Raw genomic sequence first — 16387 nt, forward strand, 5'->3', positions numbered from 1 at the left:
TGTAGGGGCGGGTTCATTAAGATCATTGTTAATCATTAATCATTTCTGTAAACCCGCCCCTACCGCTTGTGAGAAATGCGGGTATACTCTTTTCCCATCCCCCCTCTCCCCATCTCCCCATCTCCCCATCCCCTCTCTCCATCCCTCACACCCCACTTCCCAACTTATGATTACCGACACCGAAATCCGTGAACAAGGCTATGTTTATTTTCTAGCAGAAGCCCCTGAATTAATTCAAACTATTGAGCGAGAATTATTTAGTTTAGCAGAAGAATATAGTATTACTAAAGTCCACAACTTAATGAGGGCAACCCATACAATTAAAGGTGGTGCAGCCACTGTTGGACTAGAGTGCATCCAGGCGATCGCTCATTCTCTAGAAGATGTATTTAAAGCGCTATATAGTCAAAATGTTATTATAGATAGTGAATTACAAACACTAATTCTAGAAGCTTATGAGTGTCTTTACTTTGCCTTAAATGCAGAACTAAAAGGTGGCAATCTTAATGAAGAAGAAGTTCTATGTCGAGCAACTTCAGTATTTACCAAGCTAAAAGCTAAATTGGGCGATGCTTTTGGTGATGATAGTCATATACCCACTTCAGAAGAATTGGGATTTGATATTGTTCAGTCTATATTTGAAGTAGGTGTCAAGCAACGTCTCGACAATATTGTTGAGGCTATCAATAATATAGTAGATGATACAGAATTAACCACTTTTTTAAACTCTCAAGCTGAAGTATTTCTAGGTTTAGCAGAGTCTTTAAATCTACCTGGATTTGCCACAACTTCCCAAACAATTATCACAGCATTGCAAGTCAATCCCACGCAAATACGGCAAATTGCTACAATTGCCATCACTGATTTACAGCAAGCACACACACAAATATTAGCAGGCGATCGCACTCATGGCGGCGCACCATCTGAGGCTTTAAAACAGTTAGCAATAGGTACAATAGATGACATACCCAAAACATTTTTACAGAACCAAGATGAGTTTTATCGATTTTTAACTACATCGGGCAATACGCAACATGAGTGTATTAAATCCTCAACTGCCAAATTGTATTTAAAAATAGTTCACTATATTTTTGGTTGGTTCAATCACGAAGTTAAAATTCCCGAATCAGCCCTAGAATGGAATTTATTGATTTCCCATCATGAATTAGAAAATACAGTTAGTTATCTGGAAAGCTGGCTGAGTAGATTTCTAGAATTTATTCGTGAAGACAAAGATAGCCCCAGTCTTTGTCTTTATCGCCAAGGCATAATTTTAATCACTCTCCTAGCCGTTGCTAAATTTCAGTGGGCTGTCAAAAAATCTGCAACTAGTCTATCAATTATCAAAGTCCTACAACAGAAAATTGCTGTATTGGCAAAAGCTTATCAGCAATATCCCCCCGTCACCGCCCAAGAAAAAAATTGGACTGATAATCCCAAATTACAAAAACTCCTAAATTTTCAAGATATATCCACTTCTAGCTCTACTTTTAATGACAATCTATTAGAAGTAATCTGGGGTGGAGAAAGTGAGCAGAATTTAGATCCAGTCGAGCCACCCACAGAACATGAAAATTGTGTCGATTCCCAAACATCCTTAGCAATCTCTGAACCAGCAAATACAGATATTGCCACAACCGCAAATGATGTTGTTAATGAACAAATTATCGATAAAGTTAAAACCTATCAAGGTAAGAAAAATCAAACAAACTCATCAGTACGTGTAGATGTAGAATGTTTACAAACTATCAATTATTTAGCTAGTGAACTACTCATACATCAAAAACGCCGCACTTTAAACGACGAACAAATTCAAGATATTCTTTGGCAATTATTACAACGCATAAATAAACACCAAGAAACGTTAAATCAACTGCGTGATTTACCATTACAAATTCAAAACTTGACAACGCAACACACACAAAAATTTGCATCTGTCAATTTTGATCCCTTAGAAATGGATGGCTACACAGATTTTCATTTGATATTACATGAATCGATAGAAGAAACTTTGCAATTGCAAGAAACTACAGAATCTATTGATTTCCTGCTCAAACAAGCTACTCAAATTAGTCATCAAAAACAAAAATTAGCCTTTAACCTGATAGATAACTTAGTCTCAGCCAGAATGTCGCCGTTGGCAAATATTATCAATCACTTCCCACAAATGATGAAAAATTTGAGTAGTGTCTATCACAAAAGTGTAGAGTTGAAAGTCTATGGTACAGATATTTTAGTAGATAAAGCGATCGCTGAAAAACTTCACGATCCCCTGTTACACCTAGTCCGTAATGCTTTTGACCACGGGATTGAACCTCCACAGATTCGTCAAGAATTGGGTAAACCAGAACAAGGTTTAATTGAAATTCATGCTTATCATCAAGGTAGTCAAACAATTATCGAAGTTCGAGATGATGGACAAGGTATTAAATTAGAAACTATTCGCCAAAAAGCAATTGCAATGAATTTAATCTCAGCTAACAATGAAGCTAAAGATTATATTTCTTCTGCTACCGAATCAGCATTATTAGAAATCATGTTTGCGCCAGGATTTTCTACTACTGCCAGAGCCAATGAAATCTCTGGACGTGGTATGGGTCTAGATATTGTCCGTTCTCGACTACAAGTACTCAATGGTTCAGTTTCAGTTCAAACCTTGCCTAATCAAGGCACAAAATTTATTTTGAAAATACCCTTTTCTATGACTACTGATAAACTCATGCTTATTCAATCTGGAGGTGTTATTTACGCCTTGCTATTGGATAGTGTAGAAAAAATATTAATTCCCTCATCGCCACAAATTAAAGAATTTGAAGGTAAACGAGTTTTACATTGGGATACAGGTGATGATGACACGATGGTGAGTCTGTATCAAATGTCAGAATTAATGAACTATCATGGTACATTTTTCACTCATCTAAATAACGGAAATATCCTACCTGAGCATCACACAGAAATGATGAATCAGCCTGTATTGATGCTAAAACGTCATCACAGTACCTTTGCTGTGCAAGTTGAACAAATTATTGGTGAGCAAGAACTAGTAATTAGACCTCTAGGTAGTGCGATCGCTCCACCAAAATATGTGTATGGTTGTAGTAGTCTAGCTAATGGCAACCTTATCTTAGTCATCGATGGTGCTTTACTTTTAGAGTCAGTAGAAATGCAAGCGACTCTAGATATTAGCCCACTGCTAATAGATGATCCTCTCAATCATCAAGCCTTACCAATCTCAGAATCAGTCGTTCAATCAACACCCATCCTCAGTGCGTCTAACTCTGCTAAGACTACAGCAGATACATCACATAGATACCTAGAACCACATCACAAATTATCTCAAGTAGTTTTAGTAGTTGATGATGCCATTAGTTTGAGACAAACTCTCTCATTAACGCTACAAAAAGCTGGTTATCAAGTAATCCAAGCACAAAATGGTATAGAAGCTTTAGAACAGTTGCAAAGACATCCCGAAATTCAACTCGTTGTCTCCGATTTAGAAATGCCACGGATGAATGGTTTTGAATTATTAAGCCATCTTCAGCAACACCCCAATTATATCAAAATTCCCCTAATCATCCTCACATCCCGTAGTGCCGAAAAACACCGCCAACTAGCTCAAGAACTAGGCGCAAAAGCCTACCTAACCAAACCTTATTTAGAACATGAATTGATTACCACCATCGAGCATTTAATTAACGTGAGTTCGACAACTTTTTTTGACCTCTCCCCCAGCCCCTCTCCGACGCGGAGAGGGGAGCCAAGAGCATCACAGATCAACGAAAAATCGAGCTTTTAAAGCCTCTCCCCTAAAAGGAGAGAGGTTTGGAGAGGGGTTTTTTCAGCCGTCGAACTCACGTTTAATTAATGCAGCTAAAGCAGACTTAAATCAGTTAGTGACAGTGTGAAAGGAGGAATTGGGCATTGGTCAATAGTCAATAGTCAATAGTCAATAGTCAATAGTCAATAGTTTTATACTCAGCACTCAGCACTCAGCACGGGCTAAACGCCCCGCTTCCGCTAACAGCACTCCCTCACTCCCTCACTCCCTCACTCCCCCAGAGTATATTTATTTACTGCTAAATGCTCTAGAGCAACATAGAATATATAAGAAACATCAAGCAAGCAAACCTATGTGGTCTTCAGAGGGTAAACCAGCTGATCCTGGAGCCAGTCAAAAGCAACTCCTCAACACAACTCTTAATGATTGGGAACAAGAAGCCGGACGTGAGCAGATATTCCAGCTGATTGATAGCATCTTGTCCTTTGAAGCTTGCCTCTACTACCAAGTTTTACCCTTAAAATTAGGCAACAATCAGCTATCCTTGGGTATGGTGCAGCCACAAGATAGCACTGCATTAGATTACGTCAGTCAGATTGTCTCTTATCTTAACTGCACTATGGTAACTGTGGCGATCGCCATCGACACTCACCGTACCATCCTCTCAGCTTACCTCAACTATAAAAATACATTTAGCCCAGAAACCAAACCAGTTGCAGAAGTTGTACCAGAACCCAGCCCAGAAGATATCATAGCTACCCCTTCTTTGGAACCACCAGCAAATTTATCTTCTGAGCAATCAGTAGACTTGTTTGTACCGACAAATGCAGAAAGTTTTACCTCAACTCCCAGTCATGTTTCTGCACTACCAGAGAACAAAGCAGCAGAAATAGTTCAATTTAGCGATGTGACAGTTTTACAAATCCACACTTCAGAACTATTCAGTTCTATTGAGGCACTAGTAAATCTACCACCCAGAAAATTCTTGGAAGAATTACTAGCACGAGTTTTAGGTGGGGGAATTGGGCGTTTATATTTAGAAAGACAGCCCTATCAAGGCAGAATTATTTGGAGTGATAACGGAGTCTTGCAATCTGTCTTGGAAAATTTACCCCTCTCGGTTTTTCAAGGAGTCCTCAACGAATTAAAACGGTTTGCTGCCTTCCCTGTCAACACTGTTGCAGAAGCGCAACAAATCGAAAAAGAATGCTTATATCAAAATAGTCGCTTATTATTACGCATACGTGTGATGCCAGGAATCCACGGTGAAGAAGCTACACTCCAGGTATTAAGAGGAGCTGCTTTAAAATTTTATCAACAACAACAACTAGCCCGTCTTAGCGGCGATATCATCGGCATTTCTCAACAACTCAGTTATAAATTGCATGAATTGCACCAAAGACTGTTGCTAAATCCCAGTCTCAAATCTGAGCAAGCAGACGCGCTGACTACCCTCAATCGACTAGTCGAAAAATTAGACCAACAAATCAAAATTTTGACAGCAAATAACCAGTTACCAACAGATAGCAAATCATCAGGTAGTCAGTAAAACTTCTGATTGCGATTACTTAGATAATTGTTATTTTGTAATGGCACGTTATCAGCATTATTTCTTGTAACTTTTAACAAACTTCTCTGCGAGAGGCTGCGCCAACGGCGGCTTGAAGTCCTCAGCTGCAAAAGAGCAGTAAGTTTTATCACGGGGTCTGTCTGACAAAGTTCACTGGGGGAGTATCCCGTCGGTTGACTTGGCACTAAATCTCTGTGACAAAACAGTACTTATGACTTCTTTAACTTGTGTTACTAGCTGAATTTTCCCCTACCAAATCCACCTTTAGCAAAAATTTCATGCAGACTGAGGTTTTTAGTGAAATTTTCCCCTTATTGAGTACAGCCAACCCCCAAACTTTAGAGTGGCTACTCAACGTTTCTATTGAACACGAATACCCAGTTGGCAGAGCTGTCTTGATGGAAGATGCCTGGGGTAATGCAGTTTACTTTGTCGTCTCTGGCTGGGTGAAAGTCCGACGCACTTGTGGAGATGATGCTGTAGCTTTGGCAATTCTTGGCAGAGGTGATTTTTTTGGAGAAATGGCAATTTTGGATGAATCTCCCCGTTCAACAGATGTCATTGCGCTTTCCCCAGTAAAATTACTGAGTATTTCCAGAGAAAGGTTTATTCAAATACTTTTTAAAGATCCGCAACTCCATCACAGAATGTTACAACTCATGGTGCGGCGATTGCGACAAATCAACCAACGCTTGCAAATTCGTTCTGCACCGCCTGCTGTGAAACTGGCTCATACCTTGGTGAGTTTAGGCGAAAGCTATGGACTGGAATCAGCGCAAGGCAAGGAAATTTTTAACATCCCTTTTAAAGATTTAGCTGAAGTTACAGAAATCGGTGTAGAAGAAACCAGTAAAATCATGGAAAAACTACACGAAAAAGGTTGGATAAAAATTGACTCACTTCACAATAATATTTATCTGATAAACTTCAAACAGTTACTCAACTTAGCTGGTAAGGTCTAGCCGATGCTAAGTACTGATAGTTGATTTATAAAGTAAATCTTAAATTTTGTGTATGCTTTAATGTAGTTAAACACACCATAATGTTATCTTTACTTAATAAATCGCCTCTTAGGGACAATTAGTCCTACAGTGGCAAGTCGATACTAAAGAATATAGAACCAAGAAAATCAAGGTTTTGGAGAGTCCCCTTTTAGTCAGATGCGTGATAGTACCCTTATCATAGTCAATGGCGTTACTACATTCCTCAGTGGTGAGTCTATATTGCTTAACTATTGACTATTGACCATTAACTATTAACTATTAACTATGGATTGACTTTTGACTCAGAACTTATCACTCCTAACTACAGATGACTGAAGCAACAGCACCTCGTATCGATATTGGCGTTCAGGAAACCGTGCCGACTATTAATTACCTGGTGGCAATGCCCCAACCAGAGACGCATCTATTTGAGGTGAGTTTGCAAATTGTAAACTACTCATCACCAATTCTTGACTTAAAAATGCCGGTGTGGACACCAGGATCATATTTGGTGCGAGAGTACGCCAAAAATTTACAAGACTTCACAGCTTTAGCTGGTGATGAAGTTTTACCTTGGCGGAAAATCAGTAAAAACCATTGGCAGATTAACAAGGGTGATGCCTCAGTAGTGACAGTGCGTTATCGCATTTTTGCAAATGAACTCTCAGTACGGACAAATCACCTAGACAGTACTCACGGTTATTTTAATGGGGCTGCACTATTTTTGCGACTTCCTGGATGGGAGAGCCTACCAATTCACGTGACCATCTTACCACCACATCCCCAGTGGCAAGTGACTACTGCTCTACCAAGAGTTGGTGAACAATCTTATACTTTTTATGCTGCCGATTTTGATACGTTGGTAGACAGTCCGTTTGAGATTGGCGAACACCAGTCATATCACTTTGAAGTGTTGGGCAAACCTCACGAACTGGCAATTTGGGGACAGGGAAATTTTCAAGTACCACAGCTAATTGCTGATATCCAGAAGATTATACAAGTGCAAGCGCAGATGTTTGGCGGCTTGCCTTATGAGCGATATCTGTTTCTGCTGCATTTGTTTGCTCAAGCTTATGGCGGTTTGGAGCATAAAAACAGTTGCTCTTTGATTTATCAGCGTTTTGGATTTCGCACCCAGGATAAGTACGAACGCTTTCTTCAACTGGTAGCACATGAATTCTTTCACTTGTGGAATGTCAAGCGCATTCGCCCTCAAGCCTTAGAGGTGTTTAATTATGATCAAGAAAATTACACACCATCTCTGTGGTTTTGCGAGGGGACAACGAGTTATTATGATTTACTGATTCCTCTGAGGGCAGGCATTTACGATGCCAAAGCCTATTTAAATTATTGGAGTAAAGAAATAACTCGGTTACTGACAACACCAGGACGGAAGGTGCAAACACTCTCAGAGTCAAGTTTCGATGCTTGGATTAAACTCTATCGTCCGGATACTAATACTGGGAATTCGCAAATCTCCTATTATTTGAAGGGAGAAATGGTATCTTTGCTGCTAGATTTGCTGATTAGAGCGCGCCATCGTAATCAGCGTTCTCTTGATGATGTGATGCGCCAAATGTGGCAGAGATTCGGACAAGCCGAAATTGGTTATACTTCTGAGCAATTGCAAGGGGTATTTGAATCGGTTGCTGGAGTGGATTTAACAGATTTCTTTGAATTGTACATTGATGGCACTGAGGAATTACCGTTTAATCATTACTTAGAACCATTTGGCTTACATTTAGTGACTGAGAGGGAGGAAGAACCCTACTTAGGCATTAAGGTAAACACGGAAAATGGTCGGGAAAATATTAAATTTGTTGAGGTGGGTTCACCTGCACAACTGGCAGGTATTGATGCTGGTGATGAGTTGTTAGCTATTGCTGGCATCAAAATCACAGCCCATCAGTTGAGCGATCGCCTCAAAGATTATCAACCAAATGATCCGATTGAGGTTACGGTTTTTCATCAAGATGAACTGCGTACGTATTCAGTCACACTGGGAACACCACGCCCTACTAAGTATCAACTATTAGCGGTGCAGAATCCCAACCCGACTCAGCAAGAGAACTTTGCCGGCTGGTTAGGTGCGTCCATTTCTACTGTAAGTTGATGACAATCGCAAAATTTTTCTTTTGTGTTCTCTGCTATTAATACTCAGGTACAGAAAGAAGTAGGATTCCAGTAGGGGAGATGAGTCAGGTGATCAACTATCAATTCCCCTCATCTCTCATTCTGACAAACATCGATTTTTGCCAGTTTTATATTTATCTCAATTTGCGACATCACCTTATCCTAGACGAGCTAAGACATAATCACGAGTCCGAACATCCAGAGGATTATGGAAAATTTTCTTAGTAGTGCCAAATTCGACTAATTGCCCAATTTTATTTTCGTTGGGACACAAGAAGGCTGTGAAGTCCGATATACGGGCAACTTGGGGTAAATTATGGCTGACAATAGCGATGGTTAACTCAGAACGAAGACGCAAACTCTGAATTAAGCTCTCCACTTTCATACTAGCGATAGGATCAAGACCAAAACAAGGCTCATCCATCAGCAGAACCTTGGGTTTAACTGCCAAAGCACGAGCAATACAAAGTCGTTGCTGTTGTCCACCAGACAGGTCTAGCGCTGATTTATGTAATTTATTTTTTACTTCATCCCAAAGGTCAGCATTTTTGAGTGCAGATTCAACAATATCATCTATTTCTACCTTGGGTCGCCAACCGACAATTTTTACTCCATAGGCAACATTATCATAAACGCTCATGGGAAAAAGATTGGGTTTGGGATGAACGATGCTCACTTGTCGGCGTAGTCGATTCAAATTCACCCGACGCTCATAAATATTCTGATTAAAGAATTCCACTCTCCCTTCAACTAACACCTGTGCCTCTAATTCACTCATGCGATTGAGACACTTGATAAAAGTAGATTTTCCACAACCACTAGGGCCAATAATGGCAGTTACTTTGCTTTGATAGATATCTACAGACACTCCTTCCAAAATTTTTTGAGTGTCATAATAAAAGCTAAGATTTTTGACTCTGATGGCTGGAATTAATTTATTCATTGCTCAAAAAGGCATTTATATAGATATTGACTCGACAAAGTAGTAACAAACCCTGCTACCTTTTTGCTATTTGTGAAGCCAATATAGGATAGTCATAACGCTAGCAAGCGAAGACTAGTATTCATTAATGGCTAAATAGCAGTATTTAATAGAAAAATGCTCGCATCAAAACTCTTCTCCTTGTCAATCAGTTGTGGTATGATTTCATCAAGTTGAAATCAAGCAGTTATCAATTTAATTTTGAACTTTTGATGGCTCTTAAATTCAATTTATTGCCAGACATAACAGCTTACGCAAAAATCATCGTCTGAATTATCCCATTCCTATCGGTTACTACCGGGAAGTATAATAATTTTGTTGGTTTTGGTTATCAACTAGTAGTATATACACTGAGTCATCCTCACTTCTACTATCTAATTAGTTGAAAAAACTAATCCAAAAGACAAATACTTGATGTAACATTGATGTAGTTAGATTTTGCATATCTCTCAGTATGACTTTGACAAAATCTATAATAATTGCTATTCCCGAATAGAAATAAAAAAACATTGGTAAACTCCCATGCTCATTGGCATAAAATTTTACCAAAGCTTCATACTTTAGTAATGCAAATATATAGAAATACACTTTTATGCAAGCTCTTTTAAATTCCTCTGTGTCTTTGTGCCTCTGTGGTTAAGTAAATTATTTTTTTACCACAAAGGCACAGCGAAAAGTCGGAGCGGAGGTTTCCTCCGTAGACGCTTTGCGGCTTGCCGCAGGCATCTGAACTTTTCAAGACAAAGACACAAAGTTAAGAGTTAACCGAAACGTCCGGAAACGTAGTCACGGGTACGGGAATCGATGGGATTGCTAAAGATTTGAGTCGTCACACCAAACTCAACCATTTGTCCAATACGGCTTTCATCGGTGCTGAAGAAAGCAGTAAAATCAGATACGCGAGTTGCTTGCTGCATATTGTGAGTCACGATCGCAATGGTCAATTCTGAGCGTAAACTATGAATTAGCTCTTCAACTTTGATGGTGGCGATGGGGTCAAGGGCTGAACAAGGTTCATCCATCAACAAAATTTTGGGCTTGATAGCTAAAGCCCTAGCGATACAAAGCCTTTGTTGTTGCCCTCCAGAAAGTCCCAAGGCTGATTTATTCAACTTATCTTTAACTTCATTCCAGAGAGCCGCACCTTTGAGAGCAGATTCGACAACTTCATCTAAATCGGCTTGGGGTAGTCTAGCGGAGATTCTCACACCGTAGGCGACATTTTCATAAATACTCATGGGGAAAGGGTTTGGTCTTTGAAATACCATGCCTATTTGACGGCGGAGTTTGTTGATATTGACACGGGGGTCATAGATATTTTGACCATAAAACTCCACCTTACCTTCCACTTTCACTGGGCCTTCTAATTCACTGATGCGATTGAGGGTTTTGATAAAGGTAGATTTACCACAACCGCTAGGGCCAATAATTGCGGTGACATGATTTTGGTAAACATCTAGAGATATCCCTTCAATTGCTTTTGAGGTGTTGTAATAAAAGCTGAGGTTTTTGACTTTGATAGCTGGGGTTAATTGATTCATTTTGGTGAGAATTTACTTAATCTTTTTCTTACGAGTAGCTAGACGAGAGAGCAAACTAATACACAACACTAAGCCAAGTAAAACTATAGAAGTAGTCCAGACTAGTTGACTTTTTTCGGGATCTGGGTCGTTGTAGAGGTTAAAAATTAATACTGGTAAGGAAGCTGTCGGGCCAAGTAATCCGGCTGACCAATCTAGACTGAATAAGGCGGTGAAAATTAGCGGTGCTGTTTCACCAGCTGCACGAGCTACGGCGAGTAAAACACCTGTGGTGATTGGTGGAATAGCAGCTTTAACAACCACACGAAAAGTGGTTTGGAAACGTGTACCACCCAAAGCAGCAGAAGCAAGACGTTGATCGATGGGAATCAGTTTTAATGCTTCTTCTGTAGTTAAGGCAATGATCGGTAACATGATTGTGGCTAAGGCAAAACCCCCAGCGATCGCACTAAAGCTTTTAGTGACTAAAACGATCACACCATAAGCAAATATCCCTACCACGATGGAAGGTACACCCGTCATAATACTGACGATGAAGCGCACGAAACGAGCCGTTATAGAAGTTTGACCAAATTCTGCTAAATATATGCCTGTAAATAATCCTACAGGAATACTGAGAAGAGAACCAATGGCGACAATTGTGATAGTGCCTAAAATGGCATTGCCAAATCCGTTATCAATAACTGCTTTGACAAACATTTCTGAGCGCAATCCCTTTAGTCCTCTAGCTAAGATTTCCCACAGAATCGATACTAAAGGAACTAAAGCTAAACCGGTGAATGCAAAAGCGATCGCATTCATGAAATAGGTAAACAGCAGTCTGCCTGTGGGCAAAGGACTGCACAATTCTGCTACCAAAAGGTGATCATTTTCAGATGGTTGGGAACTATTCATAATCCAACAATTAATGTATTTAGTACTTTTGATGTCACACAATCAACTATTTGTTTTTTCTCCCAACCCACTGCACTAATACCCTAGCAGCTATATTCACTAATAAAGTCAAACCAAATAATACTAACCCCAGATAACTTAAAGCTCCAATATGTAATCCTGGTTCAGCTTCGGCAAATTCATTGGCTAATACAGAAGGAATTGTATAAGCTGGATCAAGAAGGGAAAGACTAATTTGAGTTGAGTTACCAATTACCATAGTTACAGCCATTGTTTCTCCCAAAGCTCGCCCTAAAGCTAGCATGGCAGCACTGACAATTCCGGAAAATCCCGCAGGTAATAATACGCGGAAAATTGTTTCCCAACGAGTACTTCCCAAAGCCATAGATGCACTGCGTAACTCTTTGGGTATGGCTAATAAAACATCACGGGTAATTGCTGCCATTGTCGGCAAAATCATAATGGCCAGAATAATTGCCGCCGTGAGCATATTTGTGCCGACGGGAAATTCGGAATTAAATAAGGGAATCCATCTAAAATTAGTTGCTAACCATTTTTGTAAAGGTTCTAAAACCGGAATAAAAATAAAAATTCCCCACAAACCAATAATCACACTCGGAATAGCAGCAATTAACTCCACAACAAAGGCGATCGTTGTCCTTACAGATGGGGGTAAGAAGTTTTCACTGGTGACTAAGGCAATGGCTATTCCTACTGGCACAGCTAAAAATATAGCAATGATACTGCTGACTAAAGTCCCATAAATATAAGGCAATGCACCAAATATCTGATTACCTGTATCCCAGTCTTGAGTCCACAAAAAACCCACGCCAAATTTAACAATAGCTGGTTTGGCTTCCTGGAAAATGATCCAACTCATCACAAACAATACACCCACAGCGATCGCTGCAAAAACATACACCAGCCATGTGAATATTTGATTTAATAAAAAGTTTGTCCCATCAGTTCCTGTTAATTCCAGGTGTTCATTATTTGGTGGTGATATGTTAGTCATGTAATTCCAGAAAGTAGATGATTTAGGTGATTTGGAGCTAATGCAAGCTTGCCCACAATCAAAAATCAAAAGTCCAAGCTAGTTTTTGACCTTGGACTTTTGACTTTTGACAACCTTATTTGACAGTGCTATTGACTGTTTGCAATACTCGGTTGGCTACATCAGCCGGAATTCTAGTGTAATTTAAGTCGTCATTAAATTGTTGACCGTCTTTTAAAACCCAGTTAATCCATTTTTTCACAGCTTCAGCTTTAGCAGCGTTAGCATACTGTTTATAAACCATCATCCAGGTCAAACCAACAATGGGATAGCCTTGTCCGGGATCACCAACAAATACACGGTAGTTGCTGGGGAAAGATACTGTTGATAAAGCAGCGTTAGCAGATTGTAAAGAAGGGCTAACAAATTCACCTTTTTTGTTTTGGATCTGTGCGGACTTGAGGTTATTCTTGGCAGCATAAGCATACTCAACATAACCAATAGAGCCAGGAGTCCGCGCTACTAAAGCAGCTACACCAGGGTTACCTTTACCTTTAAGAACGTTAGGTAAAGTCCATTTGGGAGCAGTGTTAGCGCCAATTCTGCCCTTGAAGTAAGCACTGATTGCACTCAAGTGATTTGTAAAAATGAAAGTTGTACCACTACCATCTGCGCGGACAACAAATCTAATTGGTTGGTTGGGTAGATTCACACCAGGGTTGTCGGCTTTAATTTTGGCATCACTCCAGTTAGTGATTTGTCCAGAAAAAATTGCTGGTAGTGTACCACGGGACAATCTGAGATTATTGACACCCGGAACATTGTAAACAACGGAAACTGCACCGCCTGCGGTGGGAACTAAGATGACACCATTTTTAACTTTAGCGATTTCCTCATCTTTCATTGCCGCATCACTACCACCAAAGTCAACAGTCCCAGCAATTGTTTGGCGAATACCACCACCACTACCAATTGCTTGGTAATTGATGCTCAATCCTGGATGCTTCTTTTTAACTTCACGAGCATACCGTTCGTATAGTGGAGCCGGAAAAGTTGCCCCTGCGCCGTTGAGAGTTTGAGCTTGAGCGATCGCTGTAAAAATTGGGCTAATTGCCACAGCAGATGTTACCACAGCTGTAGTGAATACACGTTGAAAAACGGTAGTCGAAAGATTCATATTACCTCGCAGTCTAGGGATTACTTTCCGCTTTTGTCACAGCAATGAACAGGTTATATTTATTACCTTTAATTTAAATTAAGCTATGGTAAACAAAAGTTTAAAATCTGTTTAAAAGTATCAGATTTGATTGTTTACATTTTTTCAGAGAATTTTTTCTCAACATCCTATGAAGCAATAATGAGTTAATGATAAATACCTAAAAAATATTCAATGATAAATATAGTAATTTGCCTACTAACAGCCTATTTATAAAGTAAATATTAAGGTAGGGCGTGTTACAAATCAGTTAACAGTTATCAGTTATCAGTTAATAAACACTGTTTACTGTTCACTGTTTACGCACCATGTTTCTCTCAAGAAATAATTCAGGTAGCAAGTACTTCTTCTTAACTCACCACTCACCACTCAGCACTCACCACCGAGTCAGGTAAAAAATAAACCTAGCAGGAAGACCAATTACCAGACCACCTGCCAGGAAGGCACGGTATATTCTCGCCATGTTTGATTGGGGTAGTACTTATTTATTGGAAATAATGCCTATCCGTAACAACAATAACTGAATTGGTAGCGGTGAAGGGTTAAGGAAATTCAGTTATGTGGTTAACTTACAGTTAAAACAAACAGAATACTCAACTGAATTCTGACTCCTGACTCCTGTTTGATAATATTAAGAAAGCGCTTCACACTTCTTAAATATTCAGCTTTACCAGAAAAATGGCCAGAGACTTACGGGGATTCATTAAAATTTTAGAAGAAAAGGGACAATTACGGCGAATTTCTGCCTTAGTTGACCCAGATTTAGAAATTGCCGAGATTTCTAACCGGATGCTGCAAAAAGGCGGGCCGGGCTTATTGTTTGAAAACGTCAAAGGGGCATCCTTTCCCGTCGCGGTGAACTTGATGGGAACCGTGGAGAGAATCTGCTGGGCGATGAATATGCAGCACCCTCAAGAATTAGAAACCTTGGGGAAAAAGCTGAGTATGCTACAACAACCAAAACCCCCCAAGAAAATTTCTCAAGCCATAGATTTTGGTAAAGTGCTGTTTGATGTAGTCAAAGCCAAACCAGGGCGAGACTTTTTTCCAGCTTGTCAGCAAGTAGTACTTCAGGGTGATGATTTAGATTTAACCAAATTGCCCTTGATTCGTCCTTATCCTGGTGATGCAGGCAGAATTATCACACTGGGGCTAGTCATTACCAAAGATTGTGAGACGGGTACGCCGAATGTGGGTGTGTATCGCTTGCAATTGCAATCGAAAAATACCATGACAGTCCACTGGTTATCAGTGCGGGGTGGGGCGAGACATTTACGCAAAGCAGCCGAACAGGGTAAAAAATTAGAAGTAGCGATCGCTCTTGGTGTTGATCCTTTAATTATCATGGCAGCAGCTACACCCATTCCTGTAGATTTATCAGAGTGGTTGTTTGCTGGCTTGTATGGTGGTTCTGGTGTGCAGTTGGCGAAGTGTAAAACTGTAGATTTAGAAGTTCCTGCCGATTCTGAGTTTGTGTTGGAAGGGACAATCACACCAGGAGAAGTTTTACCAGATGGCCCCTTTGGTGATCACATGGGTTATTACGGCGGCGTAGAAGATTCACCGCTAATTCGCTTCCAGTGTATGACACACCGCAAAGACCCAATTTATTTGACCACATTTAGCGGTCGTCCACCCAAAGAAGAAGCCATGATGGCGATCGCACTCAACCGCATTTACACACCGATTTTACGTCAACAAGTCTCAGAAATTGTGGATTTCTTCCTGCCAATGGAAGCTTTGAGTTACAAAGCCGCAATTATTTCCATTGATAAAGCCTATCCTGGACAAGCACGCCGAGCAGCCTTAGCGTTTTGGAGTGCCTTACCCCAATTTACTTACACCAAGTTTGTCATCGTCGTTGATAAAGACATTAACATTCGTGACCCCCGTCAAGTAGTCTGGGCAATTAGTTCTAAAGTTGACCCCACCAGAGATGTATTTATTTTGCCGAATACACCCTTTGACACCTTAGATTTTGCCAGTGAGAAAATTGGCTTAGGTGGAAGAATGGGGATTGATGCAACTACCAAAATTCCCCCAGAAATAGACCATGAATGGGGTGCGCCTTTAGAATCTGATCAAGATATAGCCGCAATGGTAGAAAGACGATGGGCCGAATACGGTTTAGCAGATTTGCAATTAGGTGAAGTTGACCCCAATTTGTTTGGTTACGATATGAAATAGAAATACACACACTAGCTAGTAGGTTGGGTGGAGGCTTTGCGTAACCCAACATTCTGATCTCTGTTGGGTTGCGCTACGCTTAACGCCACTACATCTGCTATGTCTGTGG

Annotated in this window: 10 protein-coding genes; 5 read left to right on the forward strand and 5 right to left on the reverse strand. The window is 40.2% G+C overall.

Features of this window, described 5'->3' with window-relative positions:
- The first annotated feature begins 166 nt into the window (after positions 1 to 166).
- The 4 genes from FD725_RS09635 (at position 167) to FD725_RS09650 (ending at position 8444) form a co-directional block, all read left to right on the forward strand.
- Entirely contained in the window at positions 167 to 3796 is a 3630-nt protein-coding gene (locus FD725_RS09635; protein WP_179047921.1) for a hybrid sensor histidine kinase/response regulator, read from the forward strand.
- A gap of 334 nt (positions 3797 to 4130) precedes the next feature.
- Positions 4131 to 5327 carry a pilus assembly protein PilB gene (locus FD725_RS09640; protein WP_179047922.1) on the forward strand — a complete coding sequence of 399 codons (1197 nt, stop codon included), beginning with the start codon at positions 4131 to 4133 and terminating at the stop codon, positions 5325 to 5327.
- Between the two features lie 299 nt (positions 5328 to 5626).
- The gene (locus tag FD725_RS09645) at positions 5627 to 6310 is read left to right on the forward strand and encodes a Crp/Fnr family transcriptional regulator (protein ID WP_179047923.1); all 684 of its coding nucleotides are present in this window, start codon (positions 5627 to 5629) and stop codon (positions 6308 to 6310) included.
- Between the two features lie 349 nt (positions 6311 to 6659).
- Positions 6660 to 8444 carry a M61 family metallopeptidase gene (locus tag FD725_RS09650; protein ID WP_179047924.1) on the forward strand — a complete coding sequence of 595 codons (1785 nt, stop codon included), beginning with the start codon at positions 6660 to 6662 and terminating at the stop codon, positions 8442 to 8444.
- A gap of 177 nt (positions 8445 to 8621) precedes the next feature.
- Here FD725_RS09650 and FD725_RS09655 read toward each other — a convergent pair whose 3' ends face one another.
- From FD725_RS09655 to pstS, 5 genes are all read right to left on the reverse strand, one after another.
- On the reverse strand, positions 8622 to 9407 hold the full coding sequence (locus FD725_RS09655; protein ID WP_179047925.1) for a phosphate ABC transporter ATP-binding protein: 786 nt from the start codon (positions 9405 to 9407) through the stop codon (positions 8622 to 8624).
- An 800-nt stretch (positions 9408 to 10207) separates the two neighbouring features.
- Positions 10208 to 10987, reverse strand: a complete 780-nt coding sequence (gene pstB / locus FD725_RS09660; RefSeq protein ID WP_179047926.1) for a phosphate ABC transporter ATP-binding protein PstB — start codon at positions 10985 to 10987, stop codon at positions 10208 to 10210.
- 12 nt (positions 10988 to 10999) lie between these two features.
- Positions 11000 to 11881 carry a phosphate ABC transporter permease PstA gene (gene pstA, locus FD725_RS09665; protein ID WP_179047927.1) on the reverse strand — a complete coding sequence of 294 codons (882 nt, stop codon included), beginning with the start codon at positions 11879 to 11881 and terminating at the stop codon, positions 11000 to 11002.
- Positions 11882 to 11927: 46 nt separating this feature from the next.
- The gene (gene pstC / locus FD725_RS09670) at positions 11928 to 12896 is read right to left on the reverse strand and encodes a phosphate ABC transporter permease subunit PstC (protein WP_179047928.1); all 969 of its coding nucleotides are present in this window, start codon (positions 12894 to 12896) and stop codon (positions 11928 to 11930) included.
- Positions 12897 to 13011: 115 nt separating this feature from the next.
- Entirely contained in the window at positions 13012 to 14052 is a 1041-nt protein-coding gene (gene pstS, locus FD725_RS09675) for a phosphate ABC transporter substrate-binding protein PstS (protein ID WP_179047929.1), read from the reverse strand.
- Positions 14053 to 14769: 717 nt separating this feature from the next.
- Between pstS and FD725_RS09680 the strand changes: the two genes are divergently transcribed.
- A complete protein-coding gene (locus FD725_RS09680; protein ID WP_179047930.1) occupies positions 14770 to 16278 on the forward strand; it encodes a UbiD family decarboxylase in 1509 nt (502 codons plus the stop codon).
- The last annotated feature ends 109 nt before the right edge of the window (positions 16279 to 16387 follow it).

Source organism: Nostoc sp. TCL26-01, assembly GCF_013393945.1.
In the GTDB taxonomy this organism is placed as follows: Bacteria; Cyanobacteriota; Cyanobacteriia; order Cyanobacteriales; family Nostocaceae; genus Trichormus.

Coding starts and splice junctions, on each gene's coding strand:
- FD725_RS09635 (WP_179047921.1), top strand. CDS start 167: ATGATTACCGACACCGAAATCCGTGAACAAGGCTATGTTTATTTTCTA.
- FD725_RS09640 (WP_179047922.1), top strand. CDS start 4,131: ATGTGGTCTTCAGAGGGTAAACCAGCTGATCCTGGAGCCAGTCAAAAG.
- FD725_RS09645 (WP_179047923.1), top strand. CDS start 5,627: ATGCAGACTGAGGTTTTTAGTGAAATTTTCCCCTTATTGAGTACAGCC.
- FD725_RS09650 (WP_179047924.1), top strand. CDS start 6,660: ATGACTGAAGCAACAGCACCTCGTATCGATATTGGCGTTCAGGAAACC.
- FD725_RS09655 (WP_179047925.1), bottom strand. CDS start 9,407: ATGAATAAATTAATTCCAGCCATCAGAGTCAAAAATCTTAGCTTTTAT.
- pstB (WP_179047926.1), bottom strand. CDS start 10,987: ATGAATCAATTAACCCCAGCTATCAAAGTCAAAAACCTCAGCTTTTAT.
- pstA (WP_179047927.1), bottom strand. CDS start 11,881: ATGAATAGTTCCCAACCATCTGAAAATGATCACCTTTTGGTAGCAGAA.
- pstC (WP_179047928.1), bottom strand. CDS start 12,896: ATGACTAACATATCACCACCAAATAATGAACACCTGGAATTAACAGGA.
- pstS (WP_179047929.1), bottom strand. CDS start 14,052: ATGAATCTTTCGACTACCGTTTTTCAACGTGTATTCACTACAGCTGTG.
- FD725_RS09680 (WP_179047930.1), top strand. CDS start 14,770: ATGGCCAGAGACTTACGGGGATTCATTAAAATTTTAGAAGAAAAGGGA.